The organism is Bacillus sp. COPE52 (assembly GCF_003355115.1).
Classification (GTDB): Bacteria; Bacillota; Bacilli; order Bacillales; family Bacillaceae_G; genus Bacillus_A; species Bacillus_A toyonensis.
Window position 1 is genome coordinate 878237 of the sequence record NZ_CP031292.1, and the last position, 18402, is coordinate 896638.

22 protein-coding genes are annotated in these 18402 nt (G+C 34.6%); 16 read left to right on the forward strand and 6 right to left on the reverse strand.

Translation table 11 applies throughout. The features are described from left to right. The first annotated feature begins 11 nt into the window (after nt 1-11). The 5 genes from DPQ31_RS04325 to DPQ31_RS04345 all read left to right on the forward strand — a co-directional run bounded on the left by DPQ31_RS04325 (nt 12) and on the right by DPQ31_RS04345 (nt 4186). Nucleotides 12-1376 carry a PTS transporter subunit EIIC gene (locus DPQ31_RS04325; RefSeq protein ID WP_208731576.1) on the forward strand — a complete coding sequence of 455 codons (1365 nt, stop codon included), beginning with the start codon at nt 12-14 and terminating at the stop codon, nt 1374-1376. A gap of 48 nt (nt 1377-1424) precedes the next feature. Beyond that, nucleotides 1425-2486, forward strand: a complete 1062-nt coding sequence (locus DPQ31_RS04330) for a DUF871 domain-containing protein (RefSeq protein ID WP_208731577.1) — start codon at nt 1425-1427, stop codon at nt 2484-2486. A gap of 165 nt (nt 2487-2651) precedes the next feature. After that, a complete protein-coding gene (locus tag DPQ31_RS04335; protein WP_199633017.1) occupies nt 2652-3056 on the forward strand; it encodes a DoxX family protein in 405 nt (134 codons plus the stop codon). A 158-nt stretch (nt 3057-3214) separates the two neighbouring features. Next, nucleotides 3215-3616 (forward strand): nuclear transport factor 2 family protein, encoded by a 402-nt coding sequence (locus DPQ31_RS04340; protein WP_199633018.1) that lies wholly within the window; start codon nt 3215-3217, stop codon nt 3614-3616. 87 nt (nt 3617-3703) lie between these two features. Further along, on the forward strand, nt 3704-4186 hold the full coding sequence (locus tag DPQ31_RS04345) for a PRK06770 family protein (RefSeq protein WP_033660331.1): 483 nt from the start codon (nt 3704-3706) through the stop codon (nt 4184-4186). Between the two features lie 34 nt (nt 4187-4220). Here the strand turns inward: DPQ31_RS04345 and DPQ31_RS04350 are convergent, their stop codons facing one another. Next, complete coding sequence (locus tag DPQ31_RS04350; RefSeq protein ID WP_208731578.1) at nt 4221-5132, reverse strand: DMT family transporter; 912 nt, start codon at nt 5130-5132, stop codon at nt 4221-4223. A gap of 205 nt (nt 5133-5337) precedes the next feature. On the opposite strand from DPQ31_RS04350, the gene DPQ31_RS04355 reads away from it, so the two are divergent. After that, on the forward strand, nt 5338-5832 hold the full coding sequence (locus DPQ31_RS04355) for an Lrp/AsnC family transcriptional regulator (RefSeq protein ID WP_000446110.1): 495 nt from the start codon (nt 5338-5340) through the stop codon (nt 5830-5832). A gap of 128 nt (nt 5833-5960) precedes the next feature. Beyond that, complete coding sequence (locus DPQ31_RS04360; protein WP_000686679.1) at nt 5961-6416, forward strand: N-acetyltransferase; 456 nt, start codon at nt 5961-5963, stop codon at nt 6414-6416. Nucleotides 6417-6493: 77 nt separating this feature from the next. Here DPQ31_RS04360 and DPQ31_RS04365 read toward each other — a convergent pair whose 3' ends face one another. Then, entirely contained in the window at nt 6494-7264 is a 771-nt protein-coding gene (locus DPQ31_RS04365) for an SDR family NAD(P)-dependent oxidoreductase (protein WP_070172767.1), read from the reverse strand. Nucleotides 7265-7401: 137 nt separating this feature from the next. Here DPQ31_RS04365 and DPQ31_RS04370 point away from each other — a divergent pair, with 137 nt between their 5' ends. From DPQ31_RS04370 to DPQ31_RS04395, 6 genes are all read left to right on the forward strand, one after another. Further along, nucleotides 7402-7761: a MerR family transcriptional regulator gene (locus DPQ31_RS04370; protein ID WP_000288079.1), complete on the forward strand. Its 360-nt coding sequence runs from the start codon at nt 7402-7404 to the stop codon at nt 7759-7761. A gap of 517 nt (nt 7762-8278) precedes the next feature. Continuing rightward, the gene (locus tag DPQ31_RS04375; RefSeq protein WP_000755815.1) at nt 8279-9337 is read left to right on the forward strand and encodes a glucan-binding protein; all 1059 of its coding nucleotides are present in this window, start codon (nt 8279-8281) and stop codon (nt 9335-9337) included. Between the two features lie 463 nt (nt 9338-9800). Then, nucleotides 9801-10157, forward strand: coding sequence for a DMT family transporter (locus DPQ31_RS04380; RefSeq protein ID WP_000790623.1), 357 nt, complete (start codon nt 9801-9803; stop codon nt 10155-10157). Nucleotides 10158-10159: 2 nt separating this feature from the next. Then, nucleotides 10160-10474, forward strand: coding sequence for a DMT family transporter (locus DPQ31_RS04385; protein ID WP_000539702.1), 315 nt, complete (start codon nt 10160-10162; stop codon nt 10472-10474). 136 nt (nt 10475-10610) lie between these two features. Continuing rightward, nucleotides 10611-11189, forward strand: coding sequence for a TetR/AcrR family transcriptional regulator (locus tag DPQ31_RS04390; RefSeq protein WP_208731579.1), 579 nt, complete (start codon nt 10611-10613; stop codon nt 11187-11189). A gap of 279 nt (nt 11190-11468) precedes the next feature. Beyond that, entirely contained in the window at nt 11469-12671 is a 1203-nt protein-coding gene (locus DPQ31_RS04395) for an MFS transporter (protein WP_000742963.1), read from the forward strand. 53 nt (nt 12672-12724) lie between these two features. Here DPQ31_RS04395 and DPQ31_RS04400 read toward each other — a convergent pair whose 3' ends face one another. Further along, a complete protein-coding gene (locus tag DPQ31_RS04400) occupies nt 12725-13063 on the reverse strand; it encodes a winged helix-turn-helix transcriptional regulator (protein WP_001059478.1) in 339 nt (112 codons plus the stop codon). A gap of 169 nt (nt 13064-13232) precedes the next feature. On the opposite strand from DPQ31_RS04400, the gene DPQ31_RS04405 reads away from it, so the two are divergent. Both DPQ31_RS04405 and DPQ31_RS04410 read left to right on the forward strand, forming a co-directional pair. Continuing rightward, complete coding sequence (locus tag DPQ31_RS04405) at nt 13233-13772, forward strand: ester cyclase (RefSeq protein WP_098710686.1); 540 nt, start codon at nt 13233-13235, stop codon at nt 13770-13772. 23 nt (nt 13773-13795) lie between these two features. Beyond that, on the forward strand, nt 13796-14341 hold the full coding sequence (locus DPQ31_RS04410; RefSeq protein ID WP_098710687.1) for an NAD(P)H-dependent oxidoreductase: 546 nt from the start codon (nt 13796-13798) through the stop codon (nt 14339-14341). 52 nt (nt 14342-14393) lie between these two features. On the opposite strand, the gene DPQ31_RS04415 is transcribed toward DPQ31_RS04410, so the two are convergent. Further along, on the reverse strand, nt 14394-14912 hold the full coding sequence (locus DPQ31_RS04415) for a general stress protein (protein WP_208731580.1): 519 nt from the start codon (nt 14910-14912) through the stop codon (nt 14394-14396). 30 nt (nt 14913-14942) lie between these two features. Then, on the reverse strand, nt 14943-16703 hold the full coding sequence (locus tag DPQ31_RS04420) for an SgrR family transcriptional regulator (RefSeq protein WP_208731581.1): 1761 nt from the start codon (nt 16701-16703) through the stop codon (nt 14943-14945). A gap of 84 nt (nt 16704-16787) precedes the next feature. Between DPQ31_RS04420 and DPQ31_RS04425 the strand changes: the two genes are divergently transcribed. After that, nucleotides 16788-18050, forward strand: a complete 1263-nt coding sequence (locus DPQ31_RS04425) for an MDR family MFS transporter (protein WP_208731582.1) — start codon at nt 16788-16790, stop codon at nt 18048-18050. Nucleotides 18051-18107: 57 nt separating this feature from the next. Here DPQ31_RS04425 and DPQ31_RS04430 read toward each other — a convergent pair whose 3' ends face one another. Beyond that, complete coding sequence (locus tag DPQ31_RS04430) at nt 18108-18311, reverse strand: hypothetical protein (protein WP_001066489.1); 204 nt, start codon at nt 18309-18311, stop codon at nt 18108-18110. Between the last annotated feature and the right edge of the window lie 91 nt (nt 18312-18402).

Below are 18402 nucleotides of genomic sequence, written 5' to 3' on the forward strand. Positions count from 1 at the left end.
GGGATTCTATTATGAAGAAAGAAGAGAGAATGGCCAAAGAAATTTCAGAGCAACTTGGGGGAATAAAAAATATTCGTGGCATTGCTCATTGTATGACGAGACTGAGGTTAACGCTTCATGATGAAAGTAAAGTGAATATGGATCTTTTGAAAAAGGTTGAAGGCGTTATGGGCGTCATTGAAGATGAAACACTTCAAGTTGTTGTTGGTCCAGGAACTGTAAATAAAGTAGCAGCTGAAATGGAAGTTTTAACAGGATTACGAATTGGTGAGGTTGCAGATCATCATCTTGAAGATATTGGTCAAGAGATTAAATCAGAGATGAAGAAGAAAAATAATACACCAGTGAAGAACTTTTTACGAAAAATAGGTAACATTTTTATTCCGTTAATACCTGGTCTTGTTGCATCAGGAATTATAAACGGAGTTGCTAACTTTGCGAAAAACGCTGGTGCTGATCCGAATGCTACATGGCTACAAATGTTACTACTCATTGGCGGCGGTATCTTTACATTTTTAGGGATTTTAGTCGGTTGGAATACAGCGAAAGAATTTGGCGGGACACCAGTTCTTGGGGCGATTGCGGGTATTTTAATTTTCAATCCGGCGATGGCAAATGTGAAATTATTTGGTGAGGCAATGGTACCTGGGCGGGGCGGATTGTTTGCAGTTATTTTTGCAGCGTGGCTTATGGTAGTAGTTGAGAGAAGAGTACGAAAAGCAGTGCCGAATGCAGTAGATATTATTGTAACACCGCTTATTACTGTATTAGCTGTAAGTATAGTAACGATGTTAGCGATTCAGCCAGCAGCGGGATTTTTATCTGATGGTATTACGAGCGGTATTAACGTAATTTTAAATGTTGGTGGGGCATTTGCTGGAGCAGTGCTAGCCGGAACGTTTTTACCACTCGTTATGGTCGGATTACACCACGGTTTAACACCGATTCATATGGAATTTATTAATCAAACGCACGTAACACCTTTATTACCAGTACTCGCAATGGCTGGTGCTGGTCAAGTGGGCGCAGCGATTGCAATTTATGTAAAAACAAAAAATAAACGACTTCGTAACGTAATTAAAGGTGGATTGCCAGTTGGGTTTTTAGGGATTGGTGAGCCGTTATTATACGGGGTTACATTACCACTTGGAAAACCTTTTATCACTGCTTGTTTAGGAGCGGCTGTCGGTGGCGCATTCCAAGCAGTTATGAAAACGGCTTCACTCGGAATTGGCGTATCAGGATTATCTTTAATCCCGTTAATTGCTGATAATAAATATTTACTATATTTCTTAGGTTTAGTCATTGCATATACTTTCGGATTTATCTTCACGTACTTCTTCGGATTTAAAGAAGAAATGGCAGAAAACATATAGAGAAAGGGATTCCTTTCTCTTTTTCTATTCATAGAAAGGGAGATTCATATGATAGGAGTTTCAATTTATCTTTCAAAAGGGCAAGCAGACAAACAAAAAGAGTGGCTAAAAATAGCGAAGGAAAACGGATTTTCATCTATTTTTACATCACTTCATATTCCGGAAGATGATCCAGATACGTATAAAGAGTTAATCCAAACATTAGGGAAACAGGCTCTCGAAAATGAAATGGAATTAATGGTGGATATATCTCCAAAGTCGTTAAATCATTTAGGAATAACGTATGAAAATGTGGAAGTGTTATGGGGGTTTGGTATTACTGGTTTACGAATGGATTATGGCATTGCGCCGAAGGAAATTGCGCGTGTATCTCATAAGATGAAAGTAGCTTTAAATGCGAGTACGATTACAGAATCTTTCTGGGAAGAGTTACTTGCGGAAAATATACGGGTAGAGAATGTAGAAGCGTGGCATAATTTTTATCCGCGTCCAGAAACAGGACTAGCAAGGTCCTTCTTACAAAAGCAAAATCAATATTTACATGCGTGTGGAATAACAACGATGGCATTTATTTCGGGAGATGAGGATAAACGTGGCCCGTTATATGAAGGGTTACCAACGTTAGAAAAGCACCGCAATATGCGCCCGCTTGAAGCGTTTTTAGAACTTGTTCAAGATTGTGATGTCGATAAAGTGTTGATTGGAGATATAAGTGCTAGTTTAGAAAGTGTACAAGAAATTGCGAGCGCGAGTAGAGGGATTATTCCGCTGCGATATGAGTCATTTATAAATGAAAATGAAGTATTAAAAGTAGTAGAGCAAGTGCATACAAATAGATTAGACCCAGCACGTGATGTCATTCGCTCAGTAGAATCAAGGGAAGGAAATAAAGTGATTTTACAGCCGATGCATGCAATCGCAAGAAAGAAAGGCAGTATTACAATTGATAATGAATTGTACGGTAGATATGCCGGGGAGATGCAAGTTGTTATAAATGATTTGCCTACAGATGAGAAGGTGAATGTTGTCGGAATGGTTGTGGAAGAAGACGTGCCGTTATTGCCTTATATTGGTGCTGGAAAAAAGTTTCAACTTTTTCTGTGCGATTGAGTAAAAGCTGGAATTAGCGCTATTTTATAAAAAACATTATTCGTAAAACGGATAATGTTTTTTGTTTTCTTTAAAAAAAGCATTTGACGAATGAAACGAAATACCGTATTGTTTTGTCTTGTGAATAAATATTTACCATAACAAAACAAAAAAGGAGAGTTCAAAATGAATCAATATATTGGGAATTTAATTATTCGTATCGTGTTAGGAGTTACGTTCTTTGCACACGGTTTAGCAAAGTTTCAATCAGGTATAGATAACGTAGCAGGATGGTTTACAAGTATCGGTTTACCAGGTGGTCTTGCGTATGGCGTAGCGACAGTTGAATTAGTTGGTGGTATATTATTAATTATCGGTTTAGGTGTTCGATATGTAGGATTGTTATTCGCTCTTATTTTAGCTGGAGCTATCGTAAAGGTAAATGGAGCAGCAGGATTATTAGGAGATGGTAAGAATCCAGGATATGAATTAGATCTTGCATTATTATCAATGGGTGCGTATTTATTCGTTGTAAAAGCAGAAGGATATGTAGATCGTTTCTTAAAAGAGAAAGTAATGAAAACGAGGTAAATTTTATTTATAAATTGTTGACTTAAAGAGTATCTGTAACTATAATGATTACAACAATTAAGTTAAGAATGAAGTTAATTAGCATATTTTTTTACACAAGTTGTAACTGGAATAGTTACGATTTGTGTAAAGAATAAATAAACGTGGGAGGAATTACTATGCTTAAATCAAATTTAGAAATTATTCAAAGCACGTATGAAGGATCAGCTTCTTCGAATGCAAAACATTTAGCAGAAGCCCTCTCTGAAAAAATAGAATGGACAGAGGCAAAAGGTTTCCCGTACGGCGGAACGTATATAGGTACAGAGGCTATAATGGAAAATGTATTTAGTCGTTTAGGATCAGAATGGGATGATTATAAAGCGAGTGTAAATATGTATCATGAAGTAAACGGAAAAGATGTAATTATTGCTGAAGGTGTGTATTCAGGAGTTTATAAAGAAACGGGAAAATTGTTTGAAGCAGAATTTGTTCATATATGGCAGCTTGAAAATGGAAAAATCATAAAATTTAAGCAATATGTGGATAGTTATATTGTGCGAGAAGCGATGAAGGTTTAAAATGGAATAAGGAAACAAATGGAATCGGCTGTACGCAGGCGATTCTATTTGTTTATGTGATTATTAGGGGAATGGGGAATACATAATATGAAAAAATGGATTATAGGGACAATTACAATGATTGTAATTGCGATAGGAGCTGTATTCGGTGTTACGAAACTTCTAAATTATATAGAAGAAGAGGAGAAGAGTCTGAAAGCACAAAATGTAACGGGGCAACAAGGGAAGAAAGAAAAGGAAGAGAAGCAACAAGCTAGTGAAGATGAAATTATTTCTACCATGCATAGGATGGTACATCAAAAAGTGAAATCCTCTGAAAAATGGGGATTTATTGAAATGACAAATAAGGAAATTCGTAGTGCGAAGGAAGCAGTAGAAAGCAGTACAAATTTTAAAAATAAATCAAAGTTACTTGCTACTTTGGAGCGCTGGGAGAAAGGGGATTTTTCACAAACGGTTGAGGAGCATAACTTTTTGTGGGAAATTCAAGGTGGTGATACTGGAAAGGCAACAGAACGTTTATCGCCAGAAGAAGAAAAGAAGTATGTGAAAGAAATGAAAGGTAAATAAAAACATCGCCACTTTGGTGGCGATGTTTTTTTGATTAAGAATGTTTGCGCAGTAAAACTCTAGTTGGCTGAACAGCAACTGTTTTGAAATGAGAAAATAAATAACATCCTGTCACGACGACAATTGTACCTAAAATTTGTATCCATGTTAATTCTTCTCCTAGGAAAAGGAATGCTAAAATAGCTGTGAAAATCGGATTGAAGTTTAGAAAAATTCCCGATGTTGTAGCTCCTAATTTTTGTACACCAATGTTCCAAAATACCATACAAAGTACTGTTGAAATAATTCCTGTATATAAAAGCGATGTAATGAATGATGTATTTATATTTGAAACAGTGAAGTTCCCGATGTTAAATGGCAATAATAAAATAATGCCGAAAATACCAGAATATAACGTCGCCATTAGCGGTGTAGTTGTTTTTGTTGCCCATTTACTGCACACAGAATATATCCCCCAAATACAAACTGCCGCAATCATCCATAAATCTCCGCTATTAAAATGTAGTGAAAATAAAAGTGAGAAATCACCTTTTAATAGAACGAGGATAACCCCGAAGAATGAAAGGGTCATGGATAATATTTGAAGTGTATTTACTTTTTCTTTTAGAAATAATACCGAAAATAGTGCAATTGAAATTGCATTCAATGTAGAGATGAGACCCACATTCGTTGCGGATGTTTTTTCTAATGCTAAAAATTGAAAGATGTTAAAGAGAGCGACTCCTGAACCCCCCATCAGTATTAAAGGTAGTATCGCAGCGCGCGGTGGCAGGATTTTCTTTTCTTTAAACCATACCATAGGTAATAAACAAACGATCGCAATGATCCATCTTAAACTCGTCAGTGTCATCGGCGAGGCATGATCGACGAGAGATTTCCCAACGACAAAATTCCCTCCCCATAATAAGCTCGTTAATAATAGTAAAAAGACATAAAAATAAGGCATATTAAAATCCCCTTTGTTATAATCAATACGAATTGTAAATAATTTTAGCATTTTTCTTTATTGTGTAATATATTCTTTTGTGTAATGGTTAAAAATCAATAAAATATTTCGTTTCGTTTGTATCTTAAAGAATAATATTCAGTTTCATTTGAATTAAGGGATGTTTTTTCGAATAATCATCGGTAAGAAAAAAGGGGGAATTATAATGGAGTCATCTGTTATTAAAGTGTTAGATGATTTGGATGTACAAATTTTAGATATATTGCAGAAAGAATCACAAGTAAGTAATGCAGAACTTGCACGCCGTGTTAATTTATCTCCAGCTGCGATGCATGCAAGAATAAAAAGGTTAGATGGAGAAGGTTTTATTGATAAGCAAGTAGCAATTTTAAATCAAGAAAAGCTCGGTTTTGATTTACTATGCTTCATTTTTATGAGCACAAATATTCATCAGTATGAAAAGCTTGAAGTGCTAGAACGAGAATTAGAATCGATGCCTGAAGTGTTAGAATGTCATTGTTTAACAGGGGAATATGATTATTTATTAAAAGTTGCAAATCGTGATCGTAAAGAACTGGAGCAGTTTATTAGAAAGTTGAACAAGCTTGGTATTACACGGATACAGACAAGTTTAGCACTGCGTGAAATTAAATATTCGACGGTATTGCCGATACGAAATGAGGAACCGAGCATCGATTAGATTGCTTGGTTTTTTGTTTGTATAAAGTGATTGACGAGGAGAAAAGAGAGATGTATTATTATATAAAATTATGTATTAAAATTCATTAAAGTTTATAAATATTAATATTGGGGGCAAGGGGATATAATATGAAAATCTGTAATGCGGTTACGAGTGATGTGAAAGAAATTTATAGTCTCATTGAAGTTTATGCAAAAGAGGGGGTTGTTTTACCGCGTTCTCTTTTGTCTCTCTATCAATATTTGCAATGTTTATATGTTATGAAAGAAGGAGAGGAAGTCGTTGGAGTTGCTGGCTTACATGTGTTAGGAGAGGATCTTGCAGAAGTACGATCTTTAGTAGTTTCGCATACATATGCAGGGAAAGGGATAGGGCGTATGTTAGTGAATCATGTTATGAATGAGGCGGCAAAGATAAAAGTGAACAGGGTAATTTCTTTAACATATGAAACGGAATTTTTTCAAAAGTGCGGGTTTGATTTTGTGAATAAGGAAGTGTTGCCAGAGAAAGTGTGGATTGATTGCAGGCATTGTCCAAAAGTTGATTATTGCGATGAAGTGGCGATGATTAGGTATGTTGGGTGAAATGTTTAGAGAGAAAAAAGCCCACTATTATTTAAGAAATAGTGGGTATCTATATTTTAGGCAGAAATGAGATGTTGTTAAGAATTTGAATTTGTTTTTCTTACTGCAAAATTAAAAATGGGATTTTTAAGCTCATAGTTATAAGTAGAACCATCGACAAGCCCTATAACTTTATCGCTATCATAAAGGTCGAGCATAAATTGTGCCATTTGTTTTGCAGTGTGGAATTTTGGTACAACATTATCGTATTGGAATTCATCAACATCAAATGATCGTTTCGCGAACTCTGTTTCAGTTGCACCAGGAGCTAAAACTTTTGCTTGTAATTTTGCACCTTGTTCTTTCAGTTCGTGAGATAATCCTTCTGTAAATGCACTTACATAGAATTTCGTAGCGCAATACGTAACAGCATTAGCGACAATCGTATATCCACCGCCTGATGAAACGTTAATAAGCTGTGTTCCATCAATCATTGAATAATCTCGAACGAAAAGGGAAGAGAGTATTGTTAGTGCTTCTATATTTACATGCAACATCGTTTCTATTTTATTTAAATTTTGTTCAGCGATTGAGGCAAAATTACCAAAACCTGCGTTGTTAATCCACGTTTCAATCTGGAAACTTTGGAGACTTTCATAAAGTTTATAAACATTTTCCGTGACGGATAAATCAGTTCTTCGAATGACAACATCTAACTCCGGATACATTTCGTTAATTTTCAATTTTAATCCATCTAATTCTTCTTTTCTTCGAGCTACAAGTATTATATTTTTTCCACGAGATGCAAAGGCTAAAGCCGATTCATAGCCAATTCCAGAACTAGCACCAGTAATAACAGTATATTTCATATAAAATCCCCCTAAGTTCAAATTCATTTATGGTTAGATTGTATTTGTTAGAGTATACTCTAAGTCAAATGTTTTTTATAAATTTGATAAGAACGCAAAATATATGAGAGCAAATGGCATGTGGAGGGAGTATGAGTATGTACACAATTAGTGAGGTAGCTACATTATTAGGAGTGAGCACACATACATTACGTTATTATGAAAAAGAGAACATACTAATTGCAAATCGCGATACAAATGGAAATCGACTGTATGAAGAATCACATATAAAGTGGTTGCAGTTTGTAATGAAGTTAAAACAAACGCAAATGCCAATAGCGAAAATAAGAGAATACGCTAGATTATATTTAGAAGGGGAGCATACAACTGAAGCTCGTTTACAGCTCCTAGAAGATCACAGGAAATCTATTCAGATTCAAAGAGAAAACTTAGAAGTTACAGAGAAGATGCTTGAAAATAAAATCATTGCATACAAAGACTCGTTGAAAAATACATAGATTAAAAAATACACTGTTTCCTGTTACGTGATGAAAAATGGATTTGATCTATGAGTATTTCATCATAGTGTGCGGACAAATAAAAAGAGCAGCTAGCAAAAGCTAACTGCTCCATTCAAGGGATCTCTCCAAGGGGGAGTGGAGAAAGTATCGTATTATCAATATTATTGACGGAATATTGATTTTATTAAACTAGATTAAAAATTTGAAAGACTATTGTGTTAACTAAAATTATAACAGTATTAAAAAGTTCATGTATACGCTCAAAGTTTTGACTACTATGAAATCCATACTTTTTATCTTTTTGATATTTGGAACGAATGAATTACTTGGAAAAATGGATGATTAATTATAACGATTATGTAATTATAATTACATTAAAAACTCATATGTTTCTAATTTATAAAAAATATTACAATTACATTACAAAAACTGTTGACTATATTTAATTAACGTAATACAATTCTGTTTGTGGAAATAAAAACTAAAAATATTCATTAATTGGGGGATTTGGAAAATGAAGAAAGTTATTTTGCCGATTTTAATGTCTTCAATGTTTATCATACCAGCAGTGTCTCATGCAGAAGAAAATGTAGTTTCTCAAAAGAAAGCGGATACAATTGAGCAAGTTCAAGAAAAACGTGGTTGGTTTCAAGGGACGGGATACTGGTTGTACTATAATGAAGATGGTTCTTTGGCTATAGGTTGGAAAAATATTAATGGAAAATGGTATCACTTTGATGAAACAGGCATGATGGCTACATATATGAAAAATATTCAAGGAAAAACATATTATTTTAATGAAGATGGTTCAATGCAAATAGGATGGAAGAAAGTTCGAGTTTGGCATTATTTTAACGAAGATGGCTCTATGGCTAAAGATTGGAAAAAAATCAATGGTTCATGGTATCACTTTGACAAAGATGGTTACATGTCTGATGGCCGTAGGACTATAGGAGGAAAAACATACACTTTTAATGCAGATGGAACTATGGTTACAGGTTGGCAAGAGATTAAAAGTGGGCCTTATACAGGGAAATGGTTTTACTATAATGCAGATGGCGCTATGGCAACAGGTTGGGCACAAGTGAAAGGGAAATGGTATTATTTTGATGCATCTGGTGTCATGCAAACAGGTTGGTTAAAAAATAATAACGTATGGTATTACTTAAATACAGATGGATCAATGAAAAGCACAGAAAATAACTGGAACGAGGGCTGGTTAGAAGAGAACGGAAAGCGTTATGTTTTTGATGACACTGGTGCTATGCGAAAAGGGAAACTAGCTGAAGGCGGTACGGTTTGGTACTTTAATGAAGATGGTTCAATGCTAACAGGATGGAAACAGCTAGAAGAAGGATGGTATTACTTTAATGATCAATCTGGTGCAAGTGAACAAGGTTGGTTTAGCAATAAAGGGAAATGGTATTACTTTGAAGATGGCCCAATGAAAACAGGTTGGTTACAAGAAAATAAAAATTGGTATTATTTACAGTCTAGCGGTGACATGGCAGTCGGAAAACATTTAATTAATGGAAAATGGTATACGTTCAAACATAACGGTATTATGATGTAACAAAAGGTTTTTAAATAGAAATGTATTTTAAGAGATTTCCATAATGAAAAGGACACCTGTGAGGGTGTCTTTTTTTACGCTAGCCCCCTATTAATAAAGAAAGAATAACATTTTTAACAATAATGAGTACCGATTTTTATTAAGTTGATTGATGGAGGAAGAGACATTGTTGCCATCAAGTTAAGCAATTTACGGTTTCTAAAAATGTAAAGTATTACAAGTAGTTAAATTGTTTATGGAATGTTGGTATTGACATTTTATAAATTATTCGTGTAAAATAATTTATGAATGACATTCAGTCATTTGTTATGAAAGGGTGTAGATAAGTAATTTTTAATAACTGAACAAATATAAGGATAAATGAGGCTGATATTGTTTTTTAAAATAGTAGTTTGCGTGAGATTATATTTTTTAAATTAAAAATGACTGACGGTCAGTCATATAATAATAGAAGGTGAGAGATATGAAAAATAAAGCTTGGTTATATGTGATATTAACATGTATCTTTGAAATATTTTGGGTGTTCGGTTTTAATACAGCCCATACTTGGTGGCATTGGGTTGTTATTGTAGGAGTTATTGCTGTTGATTTTCATTTTCTTTCTAAAGCGTGCGAGCATCTTGCAACAGGGACTGTATATGCTGTGTTTGCCGGAGCTGGTACGGTAGGTACTTTCCTAATGGATGTATTCCTTTTCGGCGGCAGTTTCAGTGTAGGCAAACTATTCTTTATCGTGATGGTCGTAGCGGGTGTTATCGGTTTAAAACTGGCTGATAATAAAGAAGAAACCGCGGAAGAAATTGTGAAAGGAGCTGCTTAAAAATGGGTTGGATTTTCGTATTTTGTGCCGCAATTAGTGAAATAGTCGGTGTGATAGGTCTTAAAATGTATAGTAAAGATAAGACGTTAGCAAATGGAGCGATTTATATAGGTGGATTTGCAACTTCCTTCGCATTCTTATACACTTCTTTCTTGTTTTTACAAGTAAGTGTGGCTTATGCGGTTTGGATTGGTATTGGAACAGCAGGCGCAGTTTTATTAAATATGTTTCTGTTTGGTGAATCGAAAAGTAAGGCACGTTTGATTAGCGTAGCTCTTATCGTATGTGGAGTTACAGGATTAAAGGCCCTTTCATAAGAAAAGGATAGTAAAGCTAAATCTCCTAACGATCTGTTGGGAGATTTTTATTATGAAAGTACATGATGATTGACAGTACAGCTAGTTATTTTATAAAATGAGTGACAGTCATTCAATATGTGTTTGAAAGGGTTAGATGATGAATAAAAAAGAAAAAATTGTCTATGCAGCTATTGAAGTGTTTAAGGAAAAGGGCGTTGAAAAAACGAAGATTTCTGATATCGTGAAATTGGCTGGCATTGCACAAGGAACTTTCTATTTATATTTTCCTTCTAAGCTATCTGTTATGCCTGCAATAGCAGAAGTGATGGTTGAGAAGATGATACTTGCAGTGAAAGAAAAAGTACAGAACGATGCATCTTTTTCAAGTAAAGTTGAGCAAGTAATAGATGCAGTATTTAACTTTATAGCTGAATATCGTGAAATACAAGCATTAATGTATGCGGGTCTTGCATCTACTGAACATATAAAAGAATGGGAAGCTGTATATGAGCCTCTTTATATGTGGCTAAGCGAATTTTTAAGCGAGGCAAAAGAAGCTGGTGAAATTCGTGATTCGGTTCACGCAGAGCGAACAGCCAAGTTATTTATCGCTCTTGTTGAATCAGCAGCGGAACAAGTTTATTTATACGATCATAAAGATGATGAGCAAGTGGAGCTTCAAAAGGCAGAAGTACTAGTTTTTTTAATACATGCACTACATATAAAGAAATAAAGGGAAACTTTAATTGGTAGGGGCATTCCCTGCTGATTATTAGCCCGCATTAATGGGGACAAAACAGTTAGGTGAACCTATCTTAAGAGGGTAGGTTCATTTCTACGAAAAACTGAATGATAGTCATTCACCCTGTATTTGTGTATGTGTGGAAGGATAAAGTGAAACTTTAATGAGTGGGGGTATCTCCACTCATTATTAGCCCACAAATAGCAGGATAAAGAAAAAATTTCTTGGGCATTATTTTTGAGAGGAACTTACGGGAAGAGGTGTTAAAAAGTGAAGAAACCGATAAAAGAACAAAAGATGGTATTGGTCATTCTTTTAAGCAATATATTTATCGCTTTTTTAGGGATTGGGTTAATCATTCCGGTTATGCCGTCCTTTATGAATGATATGAATTTAACAGGTAAAACGATGGGCTATCTCGTTGCAGTGTTTGCAATGGCTCAGCTCATAACTTCACCTATTACAGGTCGTTGGGTCGATCTTTACGGTAGGAAGAAAATGATAATCATTGGATTATTTATTTTTGGTGTTTCAGAGCTGCTTTTTGGATTAGGAAAAGATGTGTGGATGCTTTATGTAGCGAGGGTGTTAGGTGGAATTAGTGCTGCGTTTATTATGCCGGGAGTTACAGCATATGTTGCGGATATTACATCGATTCAGGAACGACCAAAGGCGATGGGTTATCTTTCAGCAGCTATTAGCACTGGATTTATTATAGGGCCTGGAATCGGCGGGTTTATTGCAGAATACGGAATACGTGTGCCGTTCTTTGTGGCAGCAGTGATTGCCTTTATAGCATGTGTGATTTCGATCTTTATTTTAAAAGAACCGTTAACGAAAGAAGAGCTTGCAGAAATTTCTTCTAATACGAAAGAATCAAGCTTTATTGGAGATTTAAAGAAATCATTAAACCCAATGTATGCAATTGCATTTATTATCGTATTTGTACTCGCATTTGGATTATCAGCATATGAAACTGTGTTTAGTCTGTTTTCTGATCATAAATTTGGTTTCACGCCGAAAGATATTGCTGCAATTATTACAATTAGTTCAATCTTTGGGGTAGTCGTGCAAGTATTTATGTTTGGAAAATTAGTTGACATGTTTGGTGAAAAAGTGTTAATTCAAATATGTTTAATTGTAGGTGCAGTGTTAGCGTTTGTATCCACTGTAGTCTTTAATTATTGGATTGTACTTCTCGTTACTTGCTTCATTTTCTTAGCATTTGATTTACTTCGTCCAGCTTTAACGACGTTTTTATCCAAAGCAGCTGGAAAAGAGCAAGGATTTGTTGCTGGTATGAACTCAACGTATACGAGTTTAGGAAATATCGCAGGACCTGCTATGGGCGGAATATTATTTGATATGAATATTCATTATCCATATGCATTTTCAGGAGTTGTTTTAATCGTAGGTCTCGGCATTACATTTATGTGGAGAGAGAAACAGCTAGCTGAAAGTTTTGCGAAGTAATGTAGTGAATAATGAAAAGCCTCTTACTATTTGTATGGTAAGGGGCTTTTCGTTTATAAACTTAATCCAAACCGCTTTAATTCAATAAAAATCCCCTCTAATTGCTTTCCTTTATCCGTTAAAGTGTACTCTACGCGGGGCGGAACTTCTGGATATACTTTTCGCGTTATAATCCCTTGTGCTTCCAATTCTTTTAGGCGAAGCGATAATGTTTTTGGGCTAATGCCGTCCATTGATTTTTGTAAATCACTAAAACGTAAAGTTCCTTCAATAAGAAGGTCACGAATGATTAAAAACGTCCATTTTGTACTGATTACGTCAAGCGTTTTAGCGATAGGACAAGGTATGCCAGGTAAACCTTTCGTTAATACAACTGAATCTATATTGTTCATGGAACTAGCCTCCATAAAAATTTTTTGAATGAATTTGCTTTATAGTATCACAAAACTATACTTTTGGTAACTATATGAAAAAAATATCACTACTTCCATAAAGGAAGTTAGTGCATATACAATAGCAATATGAAATAAAAAGGGTTTAGATGAAGAGGAGGTGATTTCCATGAGTATGAAAAAATTGTTTATGTTCCTTAGTTTGTTTGTTGTTTGTATTGTACTTGTAGCATGCGGCGTGGAAGAAAAAACTGAAATTCAGTTATTAAAAGAAATGCCAAAGCCAAAAGCAATGACAATTGATTCTTCATTAAGTAAAAAGGAAGCGACAGAAATGGTTCATGCAGCGCAGCGTTTTTATGCATTTTGGGATACAGGTAAAGAGGATCTTATTCCGCAGACTGTTACGGAAAATTTCTTTGATAATACATTACCGAAAGGTCGTCCGCAAGGTACTGAAGGATTAAAGGTTGCGGCGCAAAATTTTCGTAAAGTCGTTCCTAATATACACTGCGAGATTGAAGATTTATTAGTTGTTGGGGATAAAGTAACAGCTCGTCTTTCTTTTACAGGAACGCATAATGATAAAAAAATCAATTTTTTTGCAATTGATATTTTGCATGTGAAAGACGGAATGATAACGGAAGATTGGCATTTAGAAGATAATCTTACGCTAAAGCAGCAACTGGGCTTAATAGCTGAAGAGTAGATCATATAGGGGAGAGAAAAGCGATGAAAAATATTTTTATAATAAATGGACATGAGAAATACGGTACGAAAGAAGGACGATTAAATAGAACGTTAGTTGATTATATGGTAACGGTATTAAGCGAGAATCATCATGTGAAAACAACAACGATTCAAGATGGCTATAGTATTAAAGAAGAGCAAGAGAAGTTTTTATGGGCGGATGTTGTGATTTATCAAACACCAATTTATTGGTTTAGTGTACCTGGACTATTTAAAACATATATGGATGAAGTGTATGAATACGGTTTGTTCTTTAAAGGTGCTGATGAATATGGAACAGGTGGTTTACTAAAAGAGAAGCAATATATGTTTTCTACAACTTGGAATGCACCTGAAAAAGCATTTGGAGATAAGACGAAGTTTTTTGAAGGAGAAAGTTTAGAGTCAGCGCTTAGTCACTTACATCGCGTACAAAAGTTTCTTGGCATGAGTCCGTTAAAGAGCTTTGCTTGTTATGATGTGGTGAAGAATCCGAATATTGAGCAATATTTATTGAACTTGAAAAATCACTTGGATGGAGTAATTTAATAATAGTTTGTATTGTGAAGAAGGTACTACTAAGGATGTAGTACCTTCTCTTTTATGAAATACGTTGAAAATCTTTACTTATACAGGACTGCTTTAGTTTTTTTGATTTGATTAAATGTTTCATATCAGAGATGTTATCGTATGAAAGCTGAGTATGATAATAGTTAATGTACTCAAGTAATGCAAAAATATAAATAAATAGGGTGAATGATAGCCCACCTAAAGGTAAGTGGGGATACCAAATTACAAAATCAATAGTAAACGTAATAAATCCCGTGATAATTAATGATATATTTATCTTTTTAAGTATTTTTAAATATTGAATCATCCTAATGGGCGTAACAGATGTTTTCTCTTTTTTTAGTCGTTTCCACTTTACGTACCAATAAATTACTCCTTGTAATAAGATAAACTCTAAAAGAAGAAATGAGACCCAAAAAGAATATAGGGAATATAAATGTAATGTAGGATAAGCATAATTAAGTAAGTAACTTGTGAAGATAAAAGTAATGACTGAAAATAACTCACCTGTGTATAGATAGGAAAGTCTTTTTTCTAGGTTGCGTTTCATAGTTCCTCTCCTTTTATAATGACTCACATTTTAAGACATGGATGGCTGTATCCATAACTTTGCAAAATTTGCCCAACCGAATGAATCAATCGTTACGTTTTTTAAAGGAGAAGGATATGTTTTTCTTTTTAAAACGTGATAGTTAAATAAAATGATGTGTTCTGTTTGTAAAAATTCTTCGATTTCATACATGAGCTCGTAGCGCTTCTCCTTATTTCCTTCTAATAAAAATGTATCTAGCAAACAGTTAATTTGTTTTTCATAGTGCGGGTCCATGAACCGGTTTACGAAGCAACTTTTATTTTTAAATACATTTAAGAATGCAAGTTCATGATCGGCAGCAAATACTTCTCCCATAAAAATAATATCAGCATGTTGATCAATAGAACGATTCATATAATCTGAAACGAGAAATGGGTGAAGCTCTACTTGTATACCTAAACTTTTACATCGTGCTTTTAGGAAATGTGCATCATTTGCACTATCTTTAAATGCGAAGAAATAAATATGTATCGTTTCTCCATTATAGGTACTCTTTTTCAAATACTCTTTCGCTTTTTCTAAAGAGTAGGACCTATTAGGAACTTGGCGACTTCTTTCAGGGAAAAAGCTTGATGCAGCAATTGTTCGTCTACCTTCTATGCTACGAATTATCGTTTCAACATCATATAGTTCTCTCCAAGCCTTTCGAAAGTACATGTCATGATGAGGACCGGTTTTTTTTAAGTTGAAGCTAGCATAAATACAACCTATTTCTTCTATTTGTATATTATGCCTTTCATTTTCTTCTTCATTTGGTAGTTCATAATCAGCATCGATTTGTACATGATCAGGAATACCCCAAAATTCAATACGGTCTAATAACGCGCGCTCTTTAAAATAATGAGTGAACGCTTCGAACACGATATTATCTTCAGAGTAATGAGCAAGTTTGAAAGGTCCAGTACCTATATAATGATGATTTTCAATACTAGCATCATGTGGCAAAATTGCTAGTTGTATGGAACTTACATAGTGTAAGAAAAATAGATTTGGTTTTGCTAAATGGAATCGAATTTGCAATGGTGATGGTGTTTCAATTTGAACAATTTCTTCTGTTAACCATTCGAAAGGAGAGTGAATTTCTTTTAGTCTTTCAAATGAAAATCGTACATCTTTAGAAGTTAAAACTGTTTCGTTATGAAAATATACATCCTTTCGTAAATAAAAAGTCCACGTAAGCCCGTCTTCACTTAATTCCCACGTATGCGCAATGTGTGGTTCCATTTTTTCAGTAACATCGTTATAAACGACTAACGTATCAAAAATTTGACTCGTAAGATGGCTCTCTGTAGTTACAGCCACAAAAGCCGGATCTAATGGAAATATCTTTCTCGATATAGGAATCTTTAATATGTCGTACATATCATTTGAAGGTTCGTATCCAAAATGATGATGTAGTTTATTTTCTATCTTTTTTTGAAGTGCAAGGGGTAGGGGTTCTTTTAAAAGAAGAAAGATATCTTTTAATTTTTCTTGCGCTAACAGTTCATCTGTATAGGACTCAATCGCTTCTACGAAATTATGTATAAATAGAATTTCCGTTTTATTCCCGCGGCCTCGCCCTGGAGTCCAGTTAATTAATTGCTCCTCGCTCATTTTCTTTAATAAAATCTTTACGTTTTTCGTACTGCAATATAAAACATCCGCTAATTCTTGTAAGCTATTTCGCATATGTTGTTGATCTTGTGCATGTAGTCTTAGTCTAATGTAATAGTCCATAATTTTCATATATACACTTCCTTCTATCATAAAAGGGGAAACTCTTTAGAATATTCTAACCTTTTTCTTCCTTTTTTTCAAAGTAAAATAAGTAAGCATAAGGAGGGGGAAACGATGGGATTTTGGAGTATGCATCGAAATATAAAAATTAGAATTATAACTTCGTTTTTAACACGTACTGTATCCACGATGATTTTTCCATTTATGGCGATTTATTTTTCAATAAAATTAGGTAGTGCAATTGCTGGTGCGTTACTACTTATTAATGTAATTGCTTCATTAGTAATTGGTTTATACGGTGGATATGTTGGGGATCGACTTGGTCGTAAAAAAGTAATGATTATCGGTCAAAGTATACAAGTCATTTCAATCGCTTGTATGGGGATTGCAAATTCAGATTATGTAGATTCACCGTGGCTAACATTTATCTTTATGTTAGTGAATAGTTTAGGGTCTGGTCTTATGAATCCTGCGACAGAGGCGATGTTAATTGATGTGAGTACACCTGAAAATCGAAAAGTGATGTACACCATTAACTACTGGGCGATTAATTTATCCATTGCAATTGGAGCGATATTTGGAGGACTATTGTTTGAAAACTATAGATTACAATTGTTTATTGGATTAACAGTTATTGCAGTTATTACTTTATATGTGATGGCTCTATATATGGAAGAAGTGTATGTAGCACGAAAAACGGTGGAGAAGAAAAATGTATTAAAAGATATGGCGGATAGTTATAAAGTCGTAATAAAAGATAGAGCGTTTTTAATTTTTTGTGCAGCAAGTATATGTACATTATCTTTAGAGTTTCAGGTTAATAATTATTTAGGAGTACGTTTGCAGCAGGAATTTGAAACGGTGCACTTTTTCTTTAGGAATGGTGTGACGTTTGATTTAACAGGTATTCGAATGATGAGCTGGATTTCAGCAGAGAATACAATTTTAGTTGTGTTATGTTCGGCACTCCTTATTAAAATGCTGAAAAGCTTCAACGATTTGAAAATCTTATATGTAGGTTTATTCATTTATACAATTGGATTTACAATACTCGGAACGAGCAATAGTTTATTGATTTTATTAATTGCAGGGCTTTTCCAAACGGTAGGCGAGATGATGTATGTGCCAGTGCGTCAATCTATTATGGCAGATATGGTGCCGGATGAGGCAAGAGGTTCTTATATGGCGATTAACGGGATGGTCTTTCAAATGGCGAAAATGAACGGAGCATTAGGTGTTATGTTAGGTTCATTTATTGCATCTTGGGGCATGAGTGCTCTGTACTTTATTGTTGGTATGAGCAGTATTTTATTATTTATGAAGGCGATAGGGAAAGAGAAATATCAAGATGAAGGGAAGGTTTCTCAGATCGGATAAAGTGAAACGATATAAAAAGCGAACCAGTTATAATGAGGAGCGCTTTTTATACCGTTTTTAAAACGGATCAACTTCAGCTAAATTTGGAGTGGTATTCGGCTGTAGTAAAAGATTTTTTAACGTTCCTACTTCAGAAAGTGCTACTAATATGTAGCCACTAATCAGTACAATAAGCCCAATGACGCGTAACGTTTGTAAGCTCACTTCATTATTATTCGTTTCCGTTGGATTTGGGGGCGTTGAAGGTGGAGTATTGTTCATAGTTAGGCTCCCATCTTTTGTATTTATATATGTGTAAAATCATGATTTAACTTATGGATAGGAATTATATAGTCATTTTCACTATATGAGA